The organism is Parasphingorhabdus halotolerans, from assembly GCF_012516475.1.
Taxonomy (GTDB): Bacteria; Pseudomonadota; Alphaproteobacteria; order Sphingomonadales; family Sphingomonadaceae; genus Parasphingorhabdus; species Parasphingorhabdus halotolerans.
In genome coordinates this window covers 2716773-2740890 of record NZ_CP051217.1, presented here as the reverse complement: position 1 = coordinate 2740890, position 24118 = coordinate 2716773, and the positions used below count along the sequence as shown (strand labels likewise).

The 24118-nt window shown below is 53.0% G+C and carries 22 protein-coding genes and 1 tRNA gene; 6 read left to right on the top strand and 17 right to left on the bottom strand.

Going from position 1 to position 24118, the window contains the following annotated elements:
- Positions 1-21: 21 nt before the first annotated feature.
- The 10 genes from HF685_RS13495 to HF685_RS13450 all read right to left on the bottom strand — a co-directional run bounded on the left by HF685_RS13495 (position 22) and on the right by HF685_RS13450 (position 12826).
- Positions 22-1119: a YihY/virulence factor BrkB family protein gene (locus tag HF685_RS13495; protein ID WP_168820443.1), complete on the bottom strand. Its 1098-nt coding sequence runs from the start codon at positions 1117-1119 to the stop codon at positions 22-24.
- Positions 1116-1328, bottom strand: a complete 213-nt coding sequence (locus HF685_RS13490; protein WP_168820442.1) for a hypothetical protein — start codon at positions 1326-1328, stop codon at positions 1116-1118. The genes HF685_RS13495 and HF685_RS13490 overlap by 4 nt, the downstream gene beginning before the upstream one ends.
- Complete coding sequence (locus HF685_RS13485) at positions 1328-5545, bottom strand: translocation/assembly module TamB domain-containing protein (RefSeq protein ID WP_168820441.1); 4218 nt, start codon at positions 5543-5545, stop codon at positions 1328-1330. The genes HF685_RS13490 and HF685_RS13485 overlap by 1 nt, the downstream gene beginning before the upstream one ends.
- On the bottom strand, positions 5545-7734 hold the full coding sequence (locus tag HF685_RS13480) for an autotransporter assembly complex protein TamA (protein WP_168820440.1): 2190 nt from the start codon (positions 7732-7734) through the stop codon (positions 5545-5547). The genes HF685_RS13485 and HF685_RS13480 overlap by 1 nt, the downstream gene beginning before the upstream one ends.
- An 896-nt stretch (positions 7735-8630) precedes the next feature.
- On the bottom strand, positions 8631-9272 hold the full coding sequence (locus HF685_RS16440) for a tyrosine-type recombinase/integrase (protein WP_246218621.1): 642 nt from the start codon (positions 9270-9272) through the stop codon (positions 8631-8633).
- A 547-nt stretch (positions 9273-9819) separates the two neighbouring features.
- Positions 9820-9893 (bottom strand) — tRNA-Cys (locus tag HF685_RS13470).
- A gap of 180 nt (positions 9894-10073) precedes the next feature.
- The gene (locus HF685_RS13465) at positions 10074-10832 is read right to left on the bottom strand and encodes an SDR family NAD(P)-dependent oxidoreductase (protein ID WP_168820439.1); all 759 of its coding nucleotides are present in this window, start codon (positions 10830-10832) and stop codon (positions 10074-10076) included.
- A gap of 33 nt (positions 10833-10865) precedes the next feature.
- A complete protein-coding gene (locus HF685_RS13460; protein ID WP_168820438.1) occupies positions 10866-11651 on the bottom strand; it encodes a ThuA domain-containing protein in 786 nt (261 codons plus the stop codon).
- On the bottom strand, positions 11652-12200 hold the full coding sequence (locus tag HF685_RS13455; protein ID WP_168820437.1) for a VOC family protein: 549 nt from the start codon (positions 12198-12200) through the stop codon (positions 11652-11654). It lies immediately after the preceding gene.
- Positions 12197-12826, bottom strand: coding sequence for a glutathione S-transferase family protein (locus HF685_RS13450; protein ID WP_168820436.1), 630 nt, complete (start codon positions 12824-12826; stop codon positions 12197-12199). The genes HF685_RS13455 and HF685_RS13450 overlap by 4 nt, the downstream gene beginning before the upstream one ends.
- Positions 12827-13023: 197 nt before the next feature.
- Between HF685_RS13450 and HF685_RS13445 the strand changes: the two genes are divergently transcribed.
- The 3 genes from HF685_RS13445 to HF685_RS13435 are packed head-to-tail and all read left to right on the top strand — an operon-like array spanning position 13024 to position 15023.
- Entirely contained in the window at positions 13024-14187 is a 1164-nt protein-coding gene (locus tag HF685_RS13445) for an aromatic ring-hydroxylating oxygenase subunit alpha (protein WP_168820435.1), read from the top strand.
- Complete coding sequence (locus tag HF685_RS13440) at positions 14157-14612, top strand: SRPBCC family protein (protein ID WP_168820434.1); 456 nt, start codon at positions 14157-14159, stop codon at positions 14610-14612. Before HF685_RS13445 ends, HF685_RS13440 begins: the two co-directional genes overlap by 31 nt.
- Positions 14613-14672: 60 nt before the next feature.
- Positions 14673-15023 carry a PaaI family thioesterase gene (locus tag HF685_RS13435; protein ID WP_211051195.1) on the top strand — a complete coding sequence of 117 codons (351 nt, stop codon included), beginning with the start codon at positions 14673-14675 and terminating at the stop codon, positions 15021-15023.
- On the opposite strand, the gene HF685_RS13430 is transcribed toward HF685_RS13435, so the two are convergent.
- The 6 genes from HF685_RS13430 to HF685_RS13405 form a co-directional block, all read right to left on the bottom strand.
- Positions 15024-15836 (bottom strand): helix-turn-helix domain-containing protein, encoded by an 813-nt coding sequence (locus tag HF685_RS13430; protein ID WP_168820432.1) that lies wholly within the window; start codon positions 15834-15836, stop codon positions 15024-15026.
- A 121-nt stretch (positions 15837-15957) separates the two neighbouring features.
- Positions 15958-16191: a biotin/lipoyl-containing protein gene (locus HF685_RS13425; protein WP_168820431.1), complete on the bottom strand. Its 234-nt coding sequence runs from the start codon at positions 16189-16191 to the stop codon at positions 15958-15960.
- A 10-nt stretch (positions 16192-16201) separates the two neighbouring features.
- Positions 16202-17200, bottom strand: a complete 999-nt coding sequence (locus tag HF685_RS13420; protein WP_168820430.1) for an alpha-ketoacid dehydrogenase subunit beta — start codon at positions 17198-17200, stop codon at positions 16202-16204.
- Positions 17197-18180 (bottom strand): thiamine pyrophosphate-dependent dehydrogenase E1 component subunit alpha, encoded by a 984-nt coding sequence (locus HF685_RS13415; protein WP_343040056.1) that lies wholly within the window; start codon positions 18178-18180, stop codon positions 17197-17199. The genes HF685_RS13420 and HF685_RS13415 overlap by 4 nt, the downstream gene beginning before the upstream one ends.
- 102 nt (positions 18181-18282) lie before the next feature.
- Positions 18283-19047: an N-acyl homoserine lactonase family protein gene (locus HF685_RS13410; protein ID WP_168820429.1), complete on the bottom strand. Its 765-nt coding sequence runs from the start codon at positions 19045-19047 to the stop codon at positions 18283-18285.
- A 43-nt stretch (positions 19048-19090) separates the two neighbouring features.
- Positions 19091-20065, bottom strand: coding sequence for a Kelch repeat-containing protein (locus HF685_RS13405; RefSeq protein WP_168820428.1), 975 nt, complete (start codon positions 20063-20065; stop codon positions 19091-19093).
- Between the two features lie 121 nt (positions 20066-20186).
- On the opposite strand from HF685_RS13405, the gene HF685_RS13400 reads away from it, so the two are divergent.
- The 3 genes from HF685_RS13400 (at position 20187) to HF685_RS13390 (ending at position 23674) form a co-directional block, all read left to right on the top strand.
- On the top strand, positions 20187-21188 hold the full coding sequence (locus HF685_RS13400) for an NADP-dependent oxidoreductase (protein ID WP_168820427.1): 1002 nt from the start codon (positions 20187-20189) through the stop codon (positions 21186-21188).
- A 97-nt stretch (positions 21189-21285) separates the two neighbouring features.
- Complete coding sequence (locus HF685_RS13395; protein WP_168820426.1) at positions 21286-22509, top strand: acyl-CoA dehydrogenase family protein; 1224 nt, start codon at positions 21286-21288, stop codon at positions 22507-22509.
- Positions 22510-22534: 25 nt separating this feature from the next.
- A complete protein-coding gene (locus tag HF685_RS13390; RefSeq protein ID WP_168820425.1) occupies positions 22535-23674 on the top strand; it encodes an acyl-CoA dehydrogenase family protein in 1140 nt (379 codons plus the stop codon).
- A gap of 7 nt (positions 23675-23681) precedes the next feature.
- Here HF685_RS13390 and HF685_RS13385 read toward each other — a convergent pair whose 3' ends face one another.
- Entirely contained in the window at positions 23682-23987 is a 306-nt protein-coding gene (locus tag HF685_RS13385; protein ID WP_168820424.1) for a nuclear transport factor 2 family protein, read from the bottom strand.
- Positions 23988-24118 lie beyond the last annotated feature (131 nt).

Genomic DNA, 24118 nt, shown 5'->3' with positions numbered 1-24118 from the left:
TTCAGATTGCGGTACTCCCTTTCACAGCGAGTCTCTAGTAACCTTACGCGCTCGCCGGTCTGCTTTTCGCCTCTGCTTTTTGAGCAAGATTGTTTTGCTTGCTTGATCAAGCATCAAATTGTCCGCCACATAAGCGCCGCGCTCGCCGATTGGGCGATCTTTGCCGATGGTGGAATCTTGAAAGGTCTGGCGTTCCATCTCGGCATTGATTTCTGCGCCAATCAACACGGCATAAGCCGATAGAAACAACCACATCAGAAAAATGACTACTGCTGCAAGTGATCCGTAAGTCGCGTTATAATCGCTGACGTTGGAGGCATAATAGCCAAATCCGATAGTGATCAGCAGCCACAGCAATGTTGATACCGCCGAACCGATTGTCAGCCAACGCCATTTGGCAGGTCGGCGATCGGGGCCGTATCGAAAGAATAAACCAAAAGCGACGCTGACCAGAAAACCAGCGGTCAGCCACGTAGCGAATTTTATCAGAGTGACTGTGATGTTTCCCAGGTAGTCTTGCAAAAATATGCTGACGTAGCTGAACACTGAAATGGATCCCAGACCGACAATAGCAACAAGCGCCATCCCCAATGTGATTTTCAGTGCCGTGAAGGTCGTGACCAGTATGTTGCGCGATTCCGGTTCCTCGTAGATGATATTAAGTGCCTTTATCATCGCGGTTGCAGCGCGCATCGCTCCGTAAGTGGACACAAGCAGCGCAAAGGCCAGGCCAAGTCCTTGCGCCGCCTTGCTCGTGGTCACGATATCTAACATTTGGTCACGCAATATTGTGAGCACAGCTTCGGGCAAGAATCCGTCGGCATTCTCAATGACATTGCCAACATTTGTGGGGTCAGCGATGAGCCCGTATAGCAGAACGACAACCGCGATGAGCGGAACAAAGGCCAGAAAGCCGAAAAATGCAACGCCCGCCGACAGCAGCGGCAGATTGTGGAAATCGTTCATCACATAAACGCGTTTGATGATCGCCCACCACGCTTTAGCAGGAAAATGCAATGGAGTGCGTGCTGTCGCACCTAGCGTTATGGCCTCATCGGGTAACGCCTCGATGAGCTCTTCTACATCAGCTGGATCTTGCTCTGGCCGCAGTTCACTCATTGAGCGGGTTGCTTCGACCGCTCGGCCTGCTTGCCTGCTTTTTCGGCCTCTCGCCCGGCGGCAAGCTGGTCATCAGCTTGTGCCTTGATTTCATCGGCTTCACTTTTCAGCTGTTCCAGATTTTCATCAAATTTCTCGTCAAACTTCTTTTCACAAGCAGACAGACCGAGAGCAGAGATCGCGACAAACACAGTGAGAGCGATCCGCATCAATAATCCTTCCGGTAGCGCACATTAACGTTCGAACCACCAAAGCTGCCCACGCTGCTGAGCACAGAGAGCGCCGGGGTCAAACTAATCTCCAGCTGCGTCGCCGTATAGCCGCGCGCATCGGTGACAATTTCAACATAGACATCATTCGATATATACTGACCCGCCGCGAGCGAAGTTCCGCGCCCGCTATCTTCGTCAGCGCCCAATATCCGCAGGCGGTCGATACCCACCGAGGACTGCAAGACACCGAGTGGATTGAGGCCGCCGCTGCCACCACGCAGGCTGTTAAGGGAAGTCGCCAATTGCACCGCCTGAATAGGCGACAATTCGCCCACCGAGTTGCCAAACAAAATACGCGCCATAATCTCGTCTTGCGGCAGGCTTGGCGTTGAGGAAAATGCTATCTGCGGATCTTCGGCGCTGCCGGTAATATTGACGTTTATGGCCACATCATCTGCTTCACCGTTGGCCACCAGACGCAATGTCGGATTAAAGGCTGAGCCGCCATTAAAGCGCAGGCGCCCTTCGGTGAGCTCGAACGACCGTCCGGCAAAACCCAGATTGCCCCGAACAAGATCAATGCCGCCAGTCAACACGGGGTTACCCGTTGTACCCCGTATTTTAATGTCAGCGGACCATTCAGATTCCAGCCCCATGCCGGTCACATAAATTTTGTTGTCGGCTACAAGGTCGATATCCAGTTTCCAGTTACCCGGTACACCACTAATAGGATCAGCGTCTCCGGTGATCTTTTTGCGGGCCAGTGCAGGTTTCCGGCGAACACCGGTTAAGGTGGCGACTTTGGTCGAGCCTTCACGGACAATCTTGTATCGCGTTTCGGGCAGGCGGATGCGGCCACTGATCGTCGCAGGTTGCGATGCGTTGTTCACTACCTGAATCTGCCCCGTGGCGGATGCCGCAAGATCGCTGCCTTTGGCAAGCTGTGCATTATTCAGATCAAGCGCGAGCTGGATCGGAAAACCCTTGTCGGAGCTAAGCGATACAAAACCATTTCCGCTAATTGTGCCTTCGCCAGCGTTGGCAGTCAGTTCGGTGACTTGCATGCGGTCATTGGTAAATTCGCCGCGAATTTTCATGTTAGTCAATCTGGTGCCATAAGCATTATTCTCGTAAACCAGATTATTAGCCCGTACGACGCCGGTCAGAACGGGTGTTTGCACCCGGCCAGAGAAGTCCGCCGCGACGCCTATAGCGCCCTTCAGATCCTGATCGGGCAGCGCAGCCAGTGAGAACAAAGTGCTCGCCGGGCCATTATATCGCAGCCCGCCAGATAAAGGCGCGGCCAGAACACGCGTAGTCCACGGACCAGCGCCGGGCGGCAGCGGCGTCAGGTTGACATGCATCCTCCCGATGGCTGCGCCACGCCGCCGGAAGATCGCGCGACCGTTGCCACCATTTGCCAGCAAGCGTCCAACAAAATGCAGATCAACTGGCTGCGATACCGAAGCCAAGCTGGTACGGGTGAAGTTATCGATCCGCAGTCTTGCATCTGCTCGCGGAAATGCATCGGTTGATGTTTGGGCGAAATCGAGACTACCAGTCGCCGTGCCGCCAAGCCCTAATCCGGGCATCATCGGGTTAACCAACGCCAGATTTACGTTCTTCAGGCGGCTCTGGATATTGAGGCCAGCACCGTAATCACCGGCCAGCTGAATGCTGCCTTGAGACAAATCAATGGTGGTTGACAGCAATGTATATTTGCTGCGTTCCGGAACGATGCGCGCCGGCTTGACCGTTTTGAAATTAACACCGTTGGCACGGCCATCTAGCGCAACCCGCCAAAGTTTGGGGTCAAGAATAGCGTTGGCAGCAAAGCGGAATGGCACGACATTGCGGCCCTCCGCCATGACCATTGCCGTGCCCTGACCGCCGCGATAGTCGATTTTTGCGCGGGCAGCGGCGATATCGAGTTCCTGCATTTGCAGCCCCGCCAATTGCACATCGGCAACAACCTGCGGCTGGTCATAAAGAATGATATCGGCATCAATAATAGCGCGCCGGATCGCCAACTGCGCTGGTCCGGGCAGAACAGAATTTTGCGCAGTAGCGTCGATGATGGCGCGTTGTTTTCCGCTGAATGCGCTGAGCATAACATTACCGTTTATCCCCGATCCATTGGCGGCCAATTGCCCGGCAAACGGCCCCGCCCCGGTTTGGCGGATGCGACCGGCAAATCCGACACCGGCGAAACTTGTTCCCCGATTGATATCGATCGTCAGCGGGCCACTGCTCGCCAATATATCTACATTGGCGTCAAATGGTCCGTAGTCGCTATTGCCGTCTGCCAGCACGGCATAGCCTTTGCGGCTGCCGCGTATCGTCGCCACAACATTGCTCAGTCCAACACCTAGACCCGGTCTAGCCGCCGCGATACGCGCAACCGGATTGGTCACCGTACCCGATACATTGACGCCTAGCGGGCCGTATTGGTCGGACATGCCCTTCGCAGCAAAATTAATCCCCCCGGAGGGTGTGTAACTGCCGCTGCCTTGTGTTAGCCGGAAAGACGGCGCCGCGACATTCAAACTGCGCACTCTTGCAATGCCGTCGGTGCCGTACGCAACATTGGCAACGATCAGCGAGTTCCCGCCAAGAAATTCACGCGCGCCATCGTTGAAAATCTGGCTCGAACGGGCGCGGATTGTACCGGTCAGCGCAAACTGTCCATCATTGCCGCTTTTCAGATTGATATCGCTATCGAGGTTGAAAATCCCGACGCTTTCTACGCGATAGCCGTTGATTTTGCCTTTCAAGCCGCCAGTATAGAGGCCTTCGTTCAGATCAGCGACAACCACGGCCGTCGCATCAATCCGGTCGGAGCGGATTTTCAAATTATCCGACAGCAGCCGGGCATTGGCATATGCAAAATCGCCGTCCAGCCTGACATTGGTCAGCAATTCTCCGGCCGCCGCGTTAAGACCTGCTATCCGCTGCGCCCTAGCATTCAGCGGAATACGCCACTGATCTTTGTTCAGTTCTGCACTGCCGCTGGCACGCAATCCGATGACGGTCGTTTCAGCAAAACCGATCCGCGCCGCATTGAGCGCGTAGCTGACATTGGGCGTCGCGAAATCGCCATTGAGAACAAGCGATCCCGTAATCCCGGCGCCGTTCAAGTTCTCGGCAATAACCGATGGCTTGAGCAAGCGGAATTCGACGTTGAGATCGCGCATACTGTTATTGCCAAGGTCAACCAGACCATCAGTAGCAAGCGTGAAATTATCGCTGCCAATCTGACCCTTGATATCAAACGCACGATCTTCGCCGCTGGCGGTGAAATCGATATTGGTGACCGGCTCAAGCATATCGCGGCTTGGCCCCGACAGGAAAAGTCCGGGCCGGGCATCGCCCGCTATTTTGAACGTTCCATCGCGAGCGTTCAGCGCAACAACAGCAAGCATCTCTGCGCCGCTTTTACCTTTCAGCGTCCCGTTCCAATTTTTCCAGTCGCCTTTACCCTTCAGTTCCAGCGCCATTGGCAACCCGGTCCCGGACAGTCCCGCGACAACGCCATTGGCAGGCGCATCGAGGTTGAACGCAATATCCAGTTCATTATCATCAGGAACAGCGTTGAGTTTGAACGCAAATTTGTCGCCACCCGCAACGCCGGGAGCAATCTTCGCACTTCCGGTGCCGTTAACGATAGCACGCCGATCCGCAATTTTTACATCAGCCAACAGAGTGACGAGATGACGCTCACCAGTAACAGCGGCAGCGATATCCAGTGCGCCAATTTCCAACTTGCCGATGTCGATATCCAGATCGGGCAGCAGCGGATCGTCGGTTTCCGGTACGTCTTTAAACTCGGGAAGGCGCAACAATTTCGCTTTTGGAATGATGAGGGAACGGATATCAACATGGCTGCTAATGAACGCGAACGGACGCCAGTCCATCGCTACTTTTTCGGAAGAAACGAAAACACCTTTGGGATCGCTAATCGTCAGATCGACAACTTGCATCTCGTCATAGATTGATCCTTCGATTTTGCCGATGCCGATCTGCATACCGTTTTCAAGTTCAAGCGCCTCGACTTGCTTTTCGATAAACCGGTGGCCGCTGTTTGTATCCAGCCAGATATAACCGCCTACGACAATCAACACGATCAACGCGAGCAAACCGCCCAAACCCATAAAGATTTTGCGCGGCCAACTGCTGCGCGTTCCGCTATCGGCCGTGGTTTCCGTATCGCTCATCAGAATGCCTGCCCGATAGAGATATAGACCGACACTCGCGACTCACCAGGCTGGCGGTTGATCGGTGTGGCGACATCCAGCCTTAGCGGACCAAAATTGGTGTAAAACCGCCCGCCGATGCCAACGCCAAATCGCATATTATCAAAACCTGGCGTCGAACTGGTATAGACCTGTCCGGCATCAACAAAGCCAACCACGCCATAATCGCCAAACCGGTAGCGCACTTCGGCTGCGGCCTCAACCAGGCTGCGGCCACCAATCGGACGGGGCAGAGTCGGGGAATCCGTTTCATCCGGGTCTGTCGGGTCGAATTTCGGATTTGGCTCCTGCACTTTCGGCCCTAGCTCCTGATAGCCGAAACCGCGCACCGAGCCGCCGCCTCCCGCATAAAACCGGCGTGATGGCGCAATTCGTTCGCGATTAGCGCCCGCAATCGAACCGACCCGTAGCCGTCCGGCAAGAACGATATTCTCGCCCGCACCATAATAGGCGGTTCCCTCAACTTGGCCACGACCATAAATTTGCGCGCCGCTGCCCAGAGACGCTTCGGGTGATAGCTTGGTGGACAGTCGGAACCCTTCGGTCGGATCAAGCAGGCTGTCGGTTGTGTCGAAAGTCACCTGACCGGGCAGTGCAGCGAGATAATAAGTTGTGCGGTCCCGCGTTCTAGTGAGTAGATTGAAATCCTGTTCATTAGTGCCCAGCACTTCAAAGCCAAAGCTATAGGTGAACCGCTTCTGCCAGATCGGGGTACTATCATAAGAAATCCGCCCGCCGATCCGCCCAGTAAACGCTTCATAAGCATCAAAATCGCTATGCAAGGCAGATAAGCCAAACTCCACCGTGCGATCGCGTCGGCCCGCGTTACTGCGACGAAAGGATAGCGATGCACCTTGTTCTTGCGTTCCGGCAACGGCGCTGGCAATCAAAGCCCCTTCGGGTGGGAAGAGATTGCGATGCGTCCAGCTGCCTTCCAAGCGAAAACCCTGCCCGGTTCCGTAGCCTGCGCTGCCCGCTAGCGTTCTTGCCGGCCCAGCCTCTTGCTCGACGTTGATCGTCGCATATTCGGTTCCATCTGGCCCCGCTTCATCGCTCTTCGTCGGTTTGACGGAGACAATGGAGAATAGACCGGTCGCAACCAGCGCCTTGCGTAGGTCATCGACTTTGCGGCTGTCATAAAGTTCACCTTTATCAAAGCGTGAAATTACATTGATATGTTCCGCATCGAAAGCGGTGGTTCCGGTCGTCACAATATCGCCAAAACTACTGCGTGGCCCAATATCGATCGGAAGTGTATAGTCGCCCGCCCCGGTTTCCGGATCGAGCAATATATCGCGCTGACCGATCTCGACAAAAGGATAGCCTTGCTCGGGCAACACCACAGCTAGGTTGGCTTCTGCCGCCAGCACCCGTTCAGCAACAATCGGTTCACCAATTTTGGGGACAAAATTCTTCGTGACCAGATCTTCTGGCACAACTGGCTCCGCCTCAAACATGATTGTTCCAAGACCATAGCGCTTTCCGGGCGTGACTTGCAAAACAACCGTCAGCCGCTCGCCGTCTGCAGAAGGAAGCTCTACATTGCCATTGACGCTGACATCAAAATAACCTTGCCCCGACAAAATATCGACCAACAACTGTTGATCTTCGCGCATCCGGGCGGAGACCATCGCGCCATTTGTGGCTTTGCCATCGCCATCTTCCAGCGCAGACAATTCCGCGAAACGACCCTTTATGTCATTGGCACTGATCGGACGGATATCGCTCTGGTCATCCAGGTTTTCCAAGCCGTCAATCCGATAGGAATAACGTAATCCGGCACCTTGCTCGCTGTCATCGGCCTCCGTAAATCGGCTCTCGTCGAACGGTTCGACGTCAAAAGTTTCCAGCGGCTCCAATGGATTATCGATCTCAGGATCATCGACCGGGGCATCAGCGATTAACTCAATCGGATCGCCGTCTTGCACCGCAGGAATTCCCGCAACACCGTTTTTGACATCCTTGGCCTGCGTCTCTGCTTCCAGGCGCTGTTGTTCATCTTTCCAATCCTGGACGGTGCCAAGCAACGCGTCGGGGTCTTCGTCAATAGGTGGGATAGTCTCATCAAACTCATTATCTGTGATAATTGGTTCGCGCGGGTCTGTGGGTTGAGATTCGTAGTCCGCGCCTTGCGCGTAGACTGGCGCCATTGCCGCGCTCGCGAAACAAGACGTTATTATAAACGCACAAAAGAACAATCGATTACTCATACTGCGGCGCGTGCTTAGCCTTTCTCCATTTCGATAGATGAAAATTTGTTCTGATCGAAAGAACATCCCAAATTGGTGGTTTCAAAATTATCGAAATCCACGAACAAACGCACCAAAAGTGACTTGGTTGCATCTCGCTAGCCTCAATGGGCCACTTTTCCCATATAATTCTCGATAAGGTAGGGTCTAACACCGAGCAACCGATCGAAAACTGCCATCATTTCATTTTTTACGATATACTGTTGGAGTATACATAATCATTTTGCTCACTGTTTTACCGGGTTATCAGGTACAAACTTGATCGGTTCATCAATCAAGGGGTGGACCGTTATCACGTTAAGCGTCTCTATGATCCTAATCGGTTGCCCTACTCCAATGGATGATACAACAGCATTTGGAGGGAGAGTTCTCTGATGCCGCTCGATGCCTTCGGTTTATCGGATGCAATGCTTTCATGCGACGCTAGAACAAAGGCGATGCCGCTTGCGGCAATCGGTATTGATCACAAAAATAATCAAGGACAGTAGATCAGAGACAGTTGTTCGGATTTTCTCGCAAAATGCCACACGTCCGTTCCGCTTCACTTGTAAAAACTCAGTTTCGATTACGAGTTATCCAGTATCGGACGAACGGCCAAGCCGACCTTAAATATTCCAAAGGTCAAGCAGCAACCTCAATTGACACTTTGTGTATTATATATATAATACAGTGGCTGATTTTTTTGGAGGCAATTATCGTCAGAAGATCCATCCTCATCCTGATATCTAGCCTGATGGTTTCAGCATGTGTTTCGCAAAAACGCACTAAAAACTATGGATTTTGAGGCCAACATTCAATCATGACCCGCCATGTCCGAACTGAGGCCGGAGAATGGTTGCCCGGTCACGCAGTTGGTCGAGATAGTCGGACCAATGCTGCATCATCTTGACGCGTTCATCCCAATATTGGCCGCGAGCATAGGCACGGCGCACTGAATTGCTTTCAGCATGTGCGAGTTGTCGTTCGATAGCGTGGGGATTCCAGATACCCATCTCGTTGAGAAGCGTTGCTGCCATTGCATAAAAACCATGTGCGGTCATTTCGTCCTTTCCATAACCCCAACGGCGCAACGCTGCGTTCAATGTGTTATCGGACATTGGCCGTCCCATAGAGCGCAGTGACGGGAAAAGATATGTTCTGAGACTGTCGTCATGCTCCAGCTCCCGAATTATCGAGAGAGCTTGCTTTGACAGCGGAACAACATGGGGACGCCGCATTTTCATCTTGTGGTCCGGAATTGTCCATACAGCTTTGCCAAAATCGAATTCCTTCCATTCTGAAAAGCGAAGCTCGCCCGGTCGAACAAATAAATGCGGGATCAGCCGCGGTGCGATACTGGTGAGCTTGTTTCCATCATATTCCATGATTGACCGCAGGAGTGCGCCCGCTACTTTCGCGGTGGTGATTGCTGCCCGGTGTTGAACTTTTGGAGAGATCAACGCACCACGTAAATCAGCACAAATATCTCGTTCAGCGCGAGCGGTTGCAATCGCGTAACGAAAAACCTGACTGCAAGCGCTGCTAATTCGGGATGCAGTGTCGTTGCGTTTACTTTTTTCGACCTTACTTTAAGACCAGTAATATTTCTTGAGCAGAAATCTTGGTGATGGGACGCCGCCCGATTGCCGGATAAGTGATTTCCAAAAGCCATTGTTTTCTGCTTTCCATGAAACCGGTAGTTTATGCGCCAGAAGCGTTTGTCGTTCGGTTGAACAAGCAGATACAGCCCGTCCCGGTCAGAACTTATAGGGTTTGTTTTTCGTCTTTGCGCGTTTTACCGATGCGGTAGTAAGACCGGATTTCTGCCCAGTTACAGTTGACATGATGGTATCACCTCCAATGGGGCTTTGGAGATACCATCAAATATACCATCAAAAGAATGGGCTTGGGATAGATGTCTCCGAATTGACCGGGACGGCATAACAGATTTTTATCAAGAAAAACAGATGCTTGATAGACGTTCTGGGATGTATTGGGAACAGGTTCTGGAGGCCCGAGCCGGAATCGAACCGGCGTGGACGGTTTTGCAAACCGCTGCGTGACCACTCCGCCATCGGGCCTAACCTATGGAAGATTGTGTGGAGAGGCCGCGAATTGCTAGTGTTTGCGGCTTTTGTCAAGCAAGAGTTCGCAACTATTTTGGTGCGCTCGCGATTATCGGTAATCGCTTGTTGTATCTGAACGGAATTTGAAACCCGGCAAGAGCACCCTCTCCGCAAAGGAAGAGGGCGCTTTGTGGTTTAGAACTGCACGCGCTTGGTAAAGCCGCCATCAATCACCAAATGCGCGCCGGTAGTATAGCTGGATGCTGGGCTGGCGAGGAAAACTACGCTACGTGCGACATCATCGGCATCTCCAAAATCGCCCAGCGCAAAACCCGCTTTGGTCATATTGTAAAAGTCCGGCATGCCTGCTTCGATCTGTGACCAGTTGCCGCCGGGGAATTTAATCGGGCCGGGTGAGACCATGTTGACGCGAATACCTTTGGGTCCAAGTGCTTGGCTAAGCTGGCTTCCATAAGTAATCAGCGCAGCCTTCATGGCATTGAACGCCTGCGGTGCGACGAATGTTTCAAAGGCGGCGGTGGATGACATGAAAATAACGCTGCCATCGTCGGATTTTTCCAGATGCGGCTCGAGCACGGCCATTGCATTAACTGCGCCCATAATATCGGTGTGGAATGTCATGTCCCAATCGCCAGTTCCGCCCGCGCCCGACGAGCTTACGTTGTGGATGAATATGTCACACCCGCCCAGTTCGCCTGCCGCTTTCTCAAGCCATTTGGGGTAGCCTTCAGCATCCGTCATATCAAAGGCTTCCGCAAATACCTTGCCGCCATGGGCTTCCAGTTCGCTTTTGGCCGCAGCTACTTGTTCAGCATTACGCGAGAAAAACGCGACATCAGCGCCTTCTTTGGCAAAATGCTCCAGCGCCGCACGGCCCAAGCCGCGACTCCCGCCGGTAAGAATGACTTTCTTGCCCTTTAATCCTAAATCCATTTTCTTCTCCTTTTATAGCTTTTTTTGAGGGGGTTAAAATTTCGCAATGGCGGGTTGGCAGACCCATTTGATGCCGCGCCGTAGCAGGTCGTAAATGATCGGCTGCTGCCAGCCGGAGCGGTCTACTTCCGGCCACCAGTCTAGTACCGGATCCATATCATAATGGCCCCGGCAATGGCCCATGGTCAGGTACAGCACCGCGCCTTTGCCCATTTTGCGGATATAAAAAACCGGATGCCGGCTTTTTTCGATATCGCTGTGCACAAAGCCGCTAATATCGTCCGTGCCATTATATTCAGTATCAAGCAGCACATCGAGCTCTGCGCGGGTTTCGACCAGATATTGCTCGTCCACGGTTTCAAAACTTTCTATGCCATTAACCAGTGGATGGTCGGGCTGCGCATTATCGACAGTGAACGGGATGATCGGCGGGTGAGAGAGAAAGCGACTACCCAAGGTATCAACAAATGTCGGCATATCATCGGGCGCATCAACCCGGCCGTCTTCCAGAAATTTGAGCACGCTGTTGGTGCCGTGCAACGCAAAATACTGGCCGCCGCCCTTGACCCAATCCTGAATATTGTTCTGCGCGGCTTCGCTGGGCATTAGGTCGCAGGTATAGCTTATCAGGATGTCCGCGTTTTTGATCGCTTCAAGATTCTCGTAATTCTCGTATATGCGTGTGCGAATGCGGTCATCTTCGGCGAGCAGCTTCAATATTTCCAGCCGGGCAAAATCAATGTCATGATATTTGCCAGCTGCGACCAGCACACATTTGATTGGTTTTTGGTCTGGTTGGCGTTCTGGAGCTTCGCTCATCTAATCTCTTCCAATCACAGGGTTAGTTTTTCCATCCCAATCGAGATGCATCTGACGCATCGCCGCAAAGCCATCAATCCCGGCTTGCGGGATTTGCAGATATTCGATGATCGTGCCGGGGCCGCCGCCATAGTCGGCGTAAAAAGCGCCGCCGACACCGCCGGGCAGGCTGACTTCCTGAATGACTTCGCCGCCAGCTTCTTCGGTCAAGGTGCGGGCATGGGCGAGATCATTGACGATCAGGCATAAATGTTGAACGCCTTGCATTCCTTTTTCGCGCCAGTCCCTGAACATCGATGGCGCGTCATTGTTTGGCCGGATCAGTTCCACCTGAACATCGCCCCAATAACCAATGGCCATGGAAAACTGGATATCGGATGTCTCGCCGCGATATTTGACATTTTCCACCGCGACCTTCTCGGTGTGGAAAAATGGGCCTGCGCCCATCTTCGTAGTCCAATACTCTAGCGCCGCGTCATAATCGTCGGGGACATAGCTGATCTGCATGATCGAGCCGAGCTTGGCCAGAGTGGCGGGTGTGTCGCTCATTCTTCGCCACGCCAGATTTCAGCGGACGGCCGCTCTTCCATCATCGCCGCAAAGCGCGCCAGATTATCGGTTCCTGCAGGCAACGACCAGCCAACTGTGCCGCCAAATTTAATGAAACAAAAGGCCACCAGGTCTGCCAGTGTCAACTTGCCGTTGCAGATATGGTCCTTGCTACCCAATTGCCCGTCCAACCATATCCAGTGCTTGTCTGACATGGAGGAAAGCTCCGCTGCGGCTTCGGTGCTCACAACATTCATGCGCGGTTCGAACATCGGCCGGCCCGCGCCGCCGCGAAAGCCCAGCGTCATTGGAACGGCAATCTCCTGATCGATCCGCCGCGCCCAGCGCCGTGTCTCCGCGCGTTCTTCCGGCGTTGACCCGATAAGAACCGGACCAGGTTTTATCTCCTCGAGATACTCACAAATGACCGTAGATTCGCTCAGCAGTGTCCCGTTATCAAGCTCCAGCGCAGGAGTGGTTTGCATGACATTTTTCTTTGCGTAATCGTCACTGCGGTTCTCACCTGTAATAATGTCAAAATGGATTCGCTCCACCTCAATGTCTTTTTCGACGAGGAACATGCGTACGAGACGCGGGTTTGGGCCGAGACTGGAATAGAGTTTCAAGGCTTTGCTCTCCTAAATTGGGCAGATTCGATGCCGCTTGATTTTTTTCAAAGATACACGGGTAGCAATGCGAACCAACCCTCTCAAAACCACTAGGCACGGCGCGTCCGTTTGCTGCCAGATTCATTAGTGGCATCAATGCTGTTTCTCGCTATTTTGGCCAAAATAGAACTCGCGTAGTTTTTCAGGAGAAGACAATGGTTGAAACGTTAACCGGACATAATCGGTCGAACGGTATTTCCTACAACGAGATATTGGAGAGCGACACTGTTCCTCCGCCAGCTATATTTCTTGAAGACTCGCCTATGGAACCGGGTGTTACAACCGTTGAAACACATAGATACTGGACAAAGGAAGAGCATGACCGCGAGGTTGAGCGACTTTGGAAACGGGTCTGGCAAATGGCCTGTCACAAGGACGATATTCCCAATGTCGGTGACACTCATGTTTATGACATCGCCGAACTTTCGTTCCTGATTGTTCGTGTTTCGGAAACCGAGATCAAGGCCTTTCCCAATAGCTGCATGCACCGCGGTCGCGCGATTTGCGACAATCATAAGCAGGGGCAAAAAGCGCTGCGCTGCCCGTTCCACGGCTGGTCATGGGAACTCGATGGCACGCTGAAGGAAGTGCCTTGCCAGTGGGACTTTCCCTCAGTCAGCAAGAAAACGCATTCGCTGCAGGATGTGCGTGTGGGTGAATGGGGAGGCTTTGTTTTCATCAACCCGGACCCGAACTGCGAGCCGCTCGAAGATTTTCTCGGTGATCTTGATCGCCATTTCCAAATCCCTTTTGAACGCCGCTTTGTTGCAGCACATCTCGTAAAACGTCTGCCGTGCAACTGGAAGATTGCGCAGGAAGCCTTTATGGAATCCTATCACGTGGTTGGCACGCACCCTGTCCTGATGCCTGCCTTTGGCGATGCGAATAGCAAATATGATGTGTGGCACAATGTATCACGGGCGATGTCTCCCGATGGTCCGCCCAGCCCGCACACAGACTTTGAAAACCCCAATCCGGAATCCTTTCCTGATGGCAAAGCATTCCAGAGTTTCATCCACCCGATCAGCAAACACACGTTCCGCCGCCTCGAAGAAAACCGGGTCGAGGTTTCCATGCCCAATGGGAAAAGCGGTATTTTTGATATGTATGCCAACTATATCGAAGGCGATCTGAAATCCGCTGACTTGCATATGTGCAACTGGGTTGGTGGCAAGATTGCGCCCGGCGAAGAAGATACACCAATAGCGTATAATGATGAACCGATGCGCGTGTTCCGCGACCGCGCGGCGAAGGCGCGCCGAGAAGAAATGCGGCCCGCCTGGGGGATATGGTTGATAATATCAGCGATGCTGATTTGAACGACGCGATTTTCTACAGTGTGTTTCCGAACATCAGCCCTTGGGCCGATTTCAATCCGATTTTTTACCGTTTCATGCCGGACGGCAATAATCCGGAACAATGTTTTCATGAAGTGCGGTTCATGGTTGCCTTGCCAGAGGGAGCTGAACGCCCCGCGCCTGCCAAATGCACGTTTCTCGATCTGGAAGACGATTATACGGAGGCCACGGAATTTGGCAGCTATCTGACCAAGATATTCAATCAGGATTATCTCAATCACAAAGCGATGCAAAAGGGAGCCAAAAGCCAGCCTAATGGTATTGCGACATTTGCTCAGTATCAGGAAAGCAAGTTGCGTCATTTCCATGAGACGCTGAACAAGTGGCTGGATAGCGAAGAGCCGCCGAAAAGCCCTAAGCGGAAAAAAGCCAAACTAGCGGCTTAAACGTTGGAAAATATTCCGGACGACTTTGAACGCGCGAGATTTTCCAGCCCGTTTCTCGATATGGCTGGCCCTTATTATGTCCGGCAGGATGATGATTGCATCGTTGTTGGCGCTCGGATTCATGAAGGGCAGATCAATCATATCAAAGTCGCGCATGGCGGGGTTCTGGGTACTCTGGCCGATGTCGCGTTAAGTTTGCAAGTGCACGAGGCGGAGCGGCCGCGTTTGCCGGTGGCGACGATGAGCCTCAACACCAACTATCTGGCGGCGGCTAAACTATATGATTGGGTTGAGGCCTATACGACAATCGACAGGATGAGCAAACGCACCGCCTATTGCAGCGGACGGATACTATGTGGTGAAAAAGTGCTGATGACGATGAGCGCGGTGTTCGCGATATTGCGGAAATAATTAGTCGGTCGCGCCCAAATATCCCAGTTGCCCTGCCTTGAAAATCGTCTGACCACGATTGACGCTGTTCAGCTTGGTCCCGGCCCGATTAACGTGATAGCGGATCGTCGCATGGCTGAGCGACAGAATCATGCTGATTTCTTTGTCGGTCTTGCCAATCGCCGCCCAGTGCAAACATTCCGCTTCCCGTTTGGAGAGAATGCAATTGGCAGGCATCCGATGCTTTTCGCGCATCGCAAGCACATAGCCGGTGATAAATCGAGCAGTCACGATACCGAGAAAATCGGAATAAAGCCGATAGGGTTCGCTCAAATCGGTGACACTATAATCTATCGGAGAGAAACTGACCGCCGCTATTTGCCCAAACGGCAGGTGCACCGGAATTAAAATGCCACAGAGCGCGCCGGTCGTCTGGTTGTAATATTCCTTGAGGTCAATCTCATCGAGATATTCGTTTTTCCAATGTCCGTGAAATCCCTCCGTATTGCACCACATCGGTTCGCTTTCGTAACGACAGGCACGGGGTAGCGGAGAGCTTAATGCAAGGCGGGTATCTTCCCACCAACGCTCGCCTTCTGCGACCCAGCCGAAGACTTCCTTGTTCAAAATCTCGCCATCCGCATCAACCATATGGGCTTTTGACGAGATGTCAGCGCTGGCGGCTATGCGCAGATTGTAAGATTGCGCGATCTCATGAATAGCTTCAGCAGCGGGACGAATTTCCGCAGGGCTGGTAATCGTAACACTGTCCAAGTTTTTCCGAAAACGCTCACGCCCGACACGCGGAATATTATCGACAAAATTTTCAGCCATCCGACAGCAATCCTCGCGCGACCTGTTATTCTTATAGGCTGCTTGTTGCGCTGTTTGGTTTTGCAGTCAACCAAACATTGCTAACAATAGTGATAGGCTCAAAGGGTGTCGTGCCGGTAGATTATTCGATCGTACCAATGAGTTCTCCAACCGGATATTCCTCACCGTCAGCGGCGATTATGATCTTGAGTTTGCCGGTTGCTGGCGATTCAACCTCCTGGGTCGATTTCTCGTTCTCCAGGGCGTAAATTTCCTGACCAGCCGTAACATCGGCACCATCCTCAACCAGCCATTCGGCGAGGATGCCAGCCTCCATGCTGAAACCCAGTTTCGGTATACGAATCTCAGTAGCCATATGTTTTCTTCTATCCTAAAATCTTGTGCACTTCGCGCTCGACATCATCCTGACTGAACATCCAGGCCTTCTCGATTGTTGGAGAGAATGGCACCGGCGCATAGCCTGATCCGACGCGGCCAACAGGTGCTTTGAGGTCGGAGAAAAGCTCTTCATGGATGCGCGAAGAGATTTCCGCGCCAACGCCGAAGTTTCTTACCGCTTCATGGACCACGACTGCGGCCTTGGTTTTCGCGACGCTTTTCAACACGGTTTCCTCGTCAAATGGCGCGATGGTGCGCAAATCCACAATCTCACAGGAAATACCGTCTTCCGCCAATTTATCTGCCGCTCCATGGCATCTGCTGATACTGCTACCATAGCCAATCAGGGTGATATCAGTTCCTTCGCGAGGGACAGATGCCTTCCCGAGAGGAACCGAATGATCCGGCGCTGGGGCCGGGCCTTTGACAAAATAACCCGGCGTATTCTCGATAAAGATCACCGGGTTGGGATCCATGATCGAAGAATATAGCAGGCCATAAGCATCTGCCGGATTGGATGCGGCAACGACCTTCAGACCGGGCACATGCGCGAGCCATGCCTCGAGCATGTCACTATGTTGGCCACCAAGGCCGGTGCCCGCACCGGTCGTCGTGCGGATTGTCAACGGAACTGTTGTTTGACCGCCGGACATGAACCTCAGCTTGGCCGCGTGGTTGACAATTTGGTCCATGGCCACGGTGATGAAATTCATCAGCATGATTTCGGCAACCGGTTTATAGCCAACCATGGCGGATCCAACCGCCGCCCCGACAATGGCTTGCTCGGAAATTGGCGTCGAGCGTACACGGTCGGTACCGAATCTTTCCGAAAGACCTAATGTCACTTTAAATACACCGCCGCCCTGCTCGTCAGCGATATCCTCACCCATGATGATGACCTTGGGGTCATCTTCCATGGCTTTGGCCATGGCCATGTTACAGGCCTGTGCAAACATAATTTCTGCGGGTTTCTTATCGTCGCTCATGCTGCAATCTCCACATCCAGAACATCGATGCGATATTCCTCACCGGGAGGATAGGGGGCATCAAGTGCGAACTGCGATGCTTCTTCGATGATCCCTGCGTTTTTGGCTTCAATCGCTGCGATATCGGCTTCGCTAACCTGTAGGTCGAGCAATTGCTGGCGCAGGATTGGCATGGGATCGTCCTTCTTAGCCTGCTCCATTTCTTCTTTAGGAATATAGTGGCTGGTGTCGCCGAGCAGATGGCCGTGGAAGCGGAAGGTCATCGCCTCGATCAGGGTCGGGCCGTGGCCGGCGCGGGCATGTTCGACCGCTTCTTTGGCCGCGGCGTACATTGCGCTGGCATCATTTCCGTTTACTTGCACTGAGCGCATTCCGAGGCCGTCTCCGCGCTGCTTGATCGAGTCAGAACTAGTCGCGAAGGCCATAGGTGTATGTTCGGAATAAAGATTATTCTGGCACAGGAATATGACTGGCAATTTCCAGACTTGCGCCATGTTCAGTCCTTCATGAAAGGCACCAATATTGGAAGCCCCATCGCCAAAGCAGCAGACGGTGACCTTCCCATCCTTATCGAGCTGGCTGCCTAGTGCAAGGCCATTGGCAATCGGGATGCCGGAACCCACGATACCGGTTGTTACCATCACGCCGGTTTCTGGGTGGGTGATATGCATCGGCCCACCCTTGCCTTTGCAGGTTCCCGCCATCTTGCCGGCAAATTCTGCCCAAAGGTCTTTGGACGGAATACCCTTGGCCAGCTGGTCATGGAGACCGCGGTAGATTGTCACCAGATAATCATCCTGATTAACCGCTGCCATCATCGCCGAGGACACAACTTCCTGTCCGCGAACAGGATAATAGACGATCTGCAATTGCCCGGCACCAATCATCTGACGGAATTTAATATCCGACTGCATGATAAGATCTGCGCGGGTGAAAATATCGATCAGGACGTCTTTGTCTGCCATCTGTGTATTTGCCAAAGCTTCGCTCCTTTATGTGATCATCCTCTATGGGATGTTAGCTGTCCAAACTTCATAGCGCAGCCAAGGCCACTCGCCACTATTGTTATAGGGAGTGAGCGATCATTGGACTGCTCTCAAATCCAGTTCTTTCGCCTGCGGGACGGTCTCCCAGAAATCGGGATCATGGCCGTAGAAGATTTTGGCCCCTGCCCGCCTGAGCGCGGAGAGTTTTTGCAATGAACCCCGGTAATGATCAGCGTTGTACACCGCTTCTGGCAACCGCATTTCATCGAGCGAGCGGCGGAAATTGCAACAGTCGCCTGCCAGCACGGCCTCCCCCGTTGCTGTGCGCACACGCGCCGACTGGTGGCCCGGTGTATGCCCGGGCGTGGGGAACAGGATAACGCTGCCATCACCAAATAGATCATGCTCTCCGATGATCCGCTTGACTGGCTGACCGGTATCAAAATCCTCTTTGGCATAGGCGCCATCTTCGCCCGAGAAGCCAAAGTCCCATTCCTCGCTTTGTACAATCACCGTCGCGTTGGGGAGCATATGATTGCCGCCTGCATGATCAAGATGGAGGTGGGAATTGATGATCCAGTCGATTTTATCCGGATCAACATCAAGCGCGCGCAGACGTTGGGCAATGGAATGTTCGTCAGGCATTTCGACAATCTTGCCGAGCCCTTTTTCCATCCCGATGAAACGATCGCTAAAACCCGTATCAAAAAGCGCGAGGCCTCTAGGATGATCGATCAGAAAAACGCAGGCTGGCACTCTGGTCTTGCCTTCTTCCCCGCTGATAAAATAGCTGGTCGGCAGGGTTATATAGCCGCACGTAAGGGCATAGATCAGCGGCCCGCCGGTTTGACTATTCTGCACCCTCCGCCTCCCTTGTTTTTTCTATTTTCTGGCCTTCCATTTTCTAGTCGCTTATTTTTTGGCCGTTTACTTTCTGGATCGTCGCCGTCACCGAATAGATCGTTTGTAGCCCTGCTCGCGCGCCGCCACCGATTGCATAGACGTCACCATCGGCTCCAAAATCGGCAATCGCAAAACCATGGCGGGGGAATTTAAGCGGTGCGCCGGAAGACCATTGCTGGGATTGCAGGTCCAGTATTTCATGGCTGGCGATCAAACCGTTACCGCTAATCGACTCGCCGCCAATAATGTGAAGCTTGCCATTGCGAACAAACGAGCTGTGCCCGCCGCGGCCGGTTTTCATTTTTGGCAACACCCTCCATTGGTCGCTCGCAAAATCATAAGCCTCGATGATATCAATCTCGGTGCCGAGCGCTTTGCTTCGACCGCCGCTGACATAGAGAATATTGTCGGCGACTGCGATAGCGTGGGAATGACGGGCCGTTGGCATGAGCGCTTTCTCTGCCCATTGGCCGGTACCAATATCATAGGACCATAAGGTGGAAAGGTCGGTTGTGCCTCTCTGGCCACCAACAAGGTATAGCTTTTCATCCCGATAGACCATGGCATGTTGTCCAATCGGATGCGGTAGTTTTGCAATGGCTTCCCATTCAGCCGATCCGTCTTCCAGCGCAAAGAGAGTACCATTCGGATCTTGCTCAAAAGGCAAAGCGATATAGCCGCCTGAGGCGAAAACCGTCTTTCCGTCCGACGCCATGGCGACATGATGCAGCGGCCTGGGAAGGTCCGGACAACTATGCAATTCGCCATCGGAAATATCATAATATTCGCAACTATCGAGCACGCGAAACAGGCCGATGCCCCCTGCGACGAACGCTTTGTTACCCGCTGTAGTTCCGTGGATTTCGGATCTCGGATAGTCCATACCATCGTCCCACCCCATAAGGGCGCGACCCAGAAAGAGGCCGCCCACGGCAAGCACCAATATCCCGATGATGGTCGCAAACAACCTTTTCATATTCCGACTATGACACGGACCGGCAATGTTTGCATCCCCCCACAAGCTATCAAAGCTGGCAGTACGTCCTGCAACCCAAAACGGTCTAACACCCCTGCAATCATTCCAAGGGAGCAAATTTATGACTGACAACCGGCAGTGGCTGATTAACGGGCGCCCAAGAGGACGCGGACTTGTAGACGATGATTTCAAGAAAGTTGTGACGCAGGTGCCGGAATGTGCTGATGGGCATGTGCTGGTAAAAAACGAGTTTCTCGGGTTTGATCCTGCCCTCAAGGGTTGGATGGAAAATATCGGTGGCTATGTCGCACCAACTGAAATCGGCGAGATCATGCGCGGGAGCGGTATCGGCGAAGTTATCGAGTCGCGCCATGAAGGCTTTGCCAAAGGCGACAAGGTGATGGGCATGCTGCGCTGGCAGGATTATGCGCATATACATGGTCGTGAAATTGAAAAAATTGAGAATGACGACATGCTGACCGCCAATTTGAGCGCGCTTGGCACCACAGGTGTCACCGCCTATTTCGGCCTGCTTAAACATGGTCGCCCGCAGCCGGGCGATACGCTGGTCGTCTCCGGCGCGGCTGGGGCGACCGGTTCGATGGTCGGGCAAATCGGAAAGATCGCCGGATGCCGGACTATTGGCATCGCGGGCGGCAAGGAAAAATGCGAGTGGCTAGTCAACGAAGTCGGCTATGATCATGCAATTGACTATAAAAACGAAGATGTTCGCGCGGGTTTGAAAGAGCTTTGCGATCAGTCGATCAATGTATTTTTCGATAATGTCGGCGGCAAGATATTGAACGATGCGCTGGCCCATATTGCGATGAATGCCCGGATCGCGATTTGCGGCGGTATCTCGCGTTACGAAACAGGCAATCTGCCCGCTGGTCCTGAAAACTATTTCAACCTGATTTTCAAGCGCGCTTCAATGTCGGGCTTCATTGTCAGCGACTATGCCAGTGAGTTTCCCGAAGCTCGCAAGCGCCTTCGTCAATGGATCAGCGAAGGAAAAATAACCTACAAAGAGGATATTCAGCAAGGTTTTGACAATATTCCAAATACACTCAAACGCCTGTTTAGCGGACAAAACTTCGGTAAACAAATGTTGAAACTCGACTAGGCTGCCATCCGGCGGGCTAACAAAACGCGCTAACTAATTGCGCAGTGCCAGCCGCCGCCCGTCTGCAATATGACGGTCTAATTACGAGAGGTAGCCAATGAGCGATCTGGAACAATTTCGCAGTGAAGCAAGGGCGTGGATGGAAGAAAACTGTCCGCCGGAAATGCGCGACGGCGACATGACAGCGGAGAAACAATGCTGGGGTGGCCGCAAGTGGCAGTTCCAGTCCGATGCGCAAAAGCTTTGGTTTGAGCGCGCTTTGGCAAAAGGCTATACGGTGCCAACATGGCCCAAAGAATATGGCGGCGCTGGCCTGTCGACTGACGAAGCTAAAATCCTGGAAGAAGAGCGCCAGCGAATTAATGCGCGCAAGCCGCTCAGCAATTTCGGTATCTCGATGCTTGGCCCTGCGTTATTGGCGTATGGCACCCATGAACAGAAGGACATGCATCTCAACCGCATAGCCAATGGCGAAATCCGCTGGTGTCAGGGCTATTCCGAACCCGGTGCCGGTTCCGATCTCGCCTCGCTCAAATCCAAATGTGAAGAAGTCGTCATCGATGGGGTTGATCATTGGCTGCTCAATGGTCAGAAGATCTGGACGTCGAACGCGGATATATCCGACTGGATTTTCTGCCTTTTCCGCACGGATTTTGACGCGCCCAAGCATAAAGGCATAACCTTCATTCTGCTGGATATGGCGAGCGAAGGTATCACGGTTAAACCGATCATCCTGATCTCAGGTCATTCCCCGTTTTGCGAGACTTTTTTTGATAATGTCAAAGTGCCGAAAGAATATGGCCCGGGCAATCCGGCGGTAGTCGGCGAAGTCAATCGCGGCTGGGATGTGGCGAAGGCACTGCTGGTCCATGAACGCGGGATGCTTGGAACTGCCTCGCCTCTGCGCGGCACGACAGGCCCCGATAATCTTGGTGAATTTGCAGCTGGTGAAATTGGTTTGGATGAGGCGGGACGACTTGCCGACCCGTCTCTTCGTGAGCGTATCGTGCGGGCCGAGATTGACGATTGGGCCTATACGCTGACGGTCGAACGGATGAACGATGAGGCCAATGCGGGTAACGGTCTGGGCGCGAAATCATCAATGCTCAAATATGCTGCGTCCGAGCTCACCAAAAAGGGCACCGAGCTCAGAATGGATATTGGTGGTACCAAAGCGGCAACCGTCGGGAAGGACGGCATCGAATATGGCAGCCTTGCCAACATGTGGCTGTACAACCGCGCCTATTCGATATTGGGGGGCACAACCGAAGTGCAATTGAACATTATTTCCAAGCGGGTCTTGGAACTGCCTGACGCTTGACGGCTCGTCGCGAAGAAAGCTGAATATGTCGCTGATACTCACCGAAGAACAGAAAATGTTGCAGGATGCCGCCGCCGGGTTCCTTAGCGAAAACGCGCCTGTATCCGCTTTCCGCAAGGTGCGCGACAGTAAAACGCCGGATGGTTTCTGCCGTGAGCTCTGGGCGGACATGGCAGAAATGGGCTGGGCCGGGATCATTGTCGAGGAAGAATTTGGCGGTAGTGAATTTGGCTATGTTGGCGCCGGGGTTTTGGCCGAACAAATGGGCCGCCATTTGACAGCTTCGCCGTTTTTCTCAACATCTGTTTTAGGGGCAACGGCGATTCAGAAATATGGAACATTAGCGCAGAAAGAAAAAAACCTTGGTACAATTTGTAATGGCAGCAAACTGTTCGCGCTCGCGGTCGATGAAGGGCCGCGTCACAATCCCAATCATATAGAATTTACGGCCAGAACATCAGGAAACGGTTATGTTCTCTCCGGCTCCAAAACATTTGTTGCAGACGGCCATGTTGCAGACAAGCTGATCATTGCTGCGCGGACATCGGGTGATGCGGATGACATAGCGGGCATCACTTTGTTTCTGGTAGATGCCAATGCTGCGGAAATTTCCCGCGAACATACGCCAATGGTAGACAGTCGCAACGCTGCCAATATCACGGTCGATGGCCTCGAAGTTACCGGAGATGATATCATGGGCGAAGTTGGTGGCGGCTTTGAAGCTCTGGAAGGCATATTGCGCGCAGGCCGCGCTGTCTTGGGCGCGGAAATATCTGGTAGCTCCCAACAGGTTTTTGAGATGACGACAGACTATCTGAAAGAGCGCGAACAATTTGGCCGGAAAATCGGCTCGTTTCAGGGACTGCAGCACCGCGCGGCGCATCTGGCAACCGAAATTGAAATGACGAAATCGGCTGTGCTGAAGTCGTTGCAATTGCTTGATGACGATTTTGAAAGTGCGGGGGCTACTTGCTCAATGGCCAAAGCGAAGTCGGGTATGACCGGGCAACTCGCGACGAAGGAAGCCATCCAGATGCACGGCGGGATTGGCGTCACCGATGAATATGATGTCGGACTCTACTTCAAGCGCGTCCATATGGCGCAGCAGATGTTTGGTGATGCAGGATTTCATGCTGACCGCTTGGCAAAACGGTCCGGCTATTGAAAACAGCCTAGCTGTCGGTAACGGTCATATTGGCTGGCCCGAAATGCGCTGTCATCTTTCGCACCTTGCCCGCTTGGTCGAATTCAAAAATATCGATAACGTGAAGCCGCGTCACCGGCCCCTCGACCGACTTGATTTCGGCTTTGAACGGGAAAGCCGCAGTCGCCGTACTAAGGCATATTTCGCCGGTCAGTTCAACCTTCGCGCCGCCAGCAAAAGCGTTGGTATAAAATTCAAGAATCTGGTCCGCTCTCTTTGGCTCAGTGCCAGCCGGATCTTCCACCTCGGCATCATCGGCGTAAAGATCGAGCACAGCCTGCATGTCCCCGCGTTGATCGCGGCAAGATAATGGCGCACCGCACCGGCCATATGTTCAGGGGTTGGCATGACATCACCTCATTCGTTCAAGCGACAAGAATAGGGCACAACTGAGCAAAAGAGCGT